Source organism: Ferruginibacter sp. (assembly GCF_014377975.1).
Taxonomy (GTDB): domain Bacteria; phylum Bacteroidota; class Bacteroidia; order Chitinophagales; family Chitinophagaceae; genus Ferruginibacter.
This window is the reverse complement of record NZ_JACMOO010000084.1, coordinates 1-1,729: the sequence shown is the minus strand read 5'-3', so window position 1 is coordinate 1,729 and position 1,729 is coordinate 1. Positions and strand designations below refer to the sequence as shown.

Annotated in this window: 3 protein-coding genes; all 3 read left to right on the top strand. The window is 37.9% G+C overall.

Annotated features, from left to right (window positions below):
* A partial coding sequence (locus tag H7254_RS04855) for a T9SS type A sorting domain-containing protein (protein WP_301931917.1) occupies nt 1-915 on the top strand: 915 nt, incomplete at its 5' end.
* 68 nt (nt 916-983) lie between these two features.
* Nucleotides 984-1,259, top strand: a complete 276-nt coding sequence (locus H7254_RS04850; RefSeq protein ID WP_301931916.1) for a hypothetical protein — start codon at nt 984-986, stop codon at nt 1,257-1,259.
* Between the two features lie 35 nt (nt 1,260-1,294).
* A partial coding sequence (locus H7254_RS04845) for a hypothetical protein (protein ID WP_301931915.1) occupies nt 1,295-1,729 on the top strand: 435 nt, incomplete at its 3' end.

Genomic DNA, 1,729 nt, shown 5'->3' with positions numbered 1-1,729 from the left:
TTAAAAGTTGCTAATGGCTCGGACGTGACCATTTTGTCTGGTACGGTGTTTACAATAGATAGCCTCACACTGACACCCTCCTCCAATTTTACTCTAAGTAATGTTACGCTCAGTAAATCAGCAACTATTATTCATTCCCAAACCAATCCTTATATTTCCAGAGTATACCAATTCAGTAATACAAGTAACCCTTTTTCGGGGTCTATACTTATGAAGTATAGTGATGGTGCAGAATTGAACGGCATTAATGAGGCTGATCTTACTCTTAATATTCATAACGGTGTAAGTTGGAATGCTTATAATGCGACAACCCGCGATGGTACAAATAATTTTGTTTTGACAGATGGCCTTACGGGCATTACTTTAAATGAACTAACGCTTGCCAGCCAATTCGCTGCACTTCCACTTACCTGGTTATCTTTTGATGCCACTAAAGAAAAGCAAACGACCTTGTTAAAATGGAGCACGGCTTCAGAGCAGAACACCAAAAGTTTTGCAGTACAGCATAGTTCAGAAGGGGTAAACTGGAATACTATCGCTATCCTGCCAGCGGCAGGTAACAGCACCATTGCTATTGAGTATAATTATGTGCATACAAACCCGATTATGGGTACGAATTATTATAGAATAAAGGAGACGGACTTAGACAATCACTATAGTTACAGCCCTGTAAGAAAAGTATTGTTTACTACTTTAGAACAACCTTTCACCGTACTTGGCAACCCCGTTGCAAATGGTATACTGGTAGTAAAGCTTATTGAATTGACCCCCCTATCATTTTATACTTCTGATGGTAAATTATTATGGCAGCAACTGATAAGTTCTGGAATTAAAATCATCGATGTTAGCCGATATGCTAAAGGATCTTATTTTTTGCGATCTGCTAATTACACACAAAAAATAGTTATACAATAAAAAAGCTTAAAATATTTTTCTCGATTAATACATCAGACCAATTATTCAATTATTTCAAATAAATCATTATGAAGAAATATCTCTTTATTATTGCGATAATTTCTTTCTTTTCCTGCCAAGTATTTTCTCAAGTTGGTATTGGCAACAGCAGCCCTGCTGCTAAACTCCATATTTACAGCACAGGCAGTCTTACTGTTCCTAACATGTTAGTTGAAGAAGCCACAAATTCAGATGCCCGTGTAACATTTAAAAATACTTATGGAAAATCTTTTACCGTTGCGGCGCCGGCAAACGTTGCATCGCCGGAATTGGCTTGTGCCTGGCGTGTAATGTCAAAAAACTAGTTGAGATTAAAAACAAAAACTGATTAAACAAATTTATGAGTACTATTTCCTTGAAAATATCTCCAATGAATGTAAAAAAATTTAAAATAAAGATTATAAATATGAACCTAATAAAACAATGCTCATTGCTATTACTATTTTTTACGGTAGTATCTGCAAAAGCCCAGGTAGGTATTGGCACTACAACACCTTTGGCCCGCCTGCATGTAATAGATAGTTCTGTACTTTTTAGTGCTACAGGCGATATACCAGCCACCGCAGGTAATACCCCCATTAGCGGTGGAGGAAGAAGGATGATGTGGTATGCCGACAAAGCTGCTTTCAGGGTGGGATATGTAGCCTTCGGAGATTGGGATAAGGACAACGTAGGGAATTATTCTCTTGCTACCGGTTATTATACCATAGCCAGTGGGGATAAATCTACTGCACTGGGATATGTCACAACAGCATCAGGTTTTGCATCCACTGCA

What these genes read in the sequence shown, in the direction of transcription:
- H7254_RS04850 (WP_301931916.1), top strand. Translation starts at nt 984, where the DNA reads ATGAAGAAATATCTCTTTATTATTGCGATAATTTCTTTCTTTTCCTGC.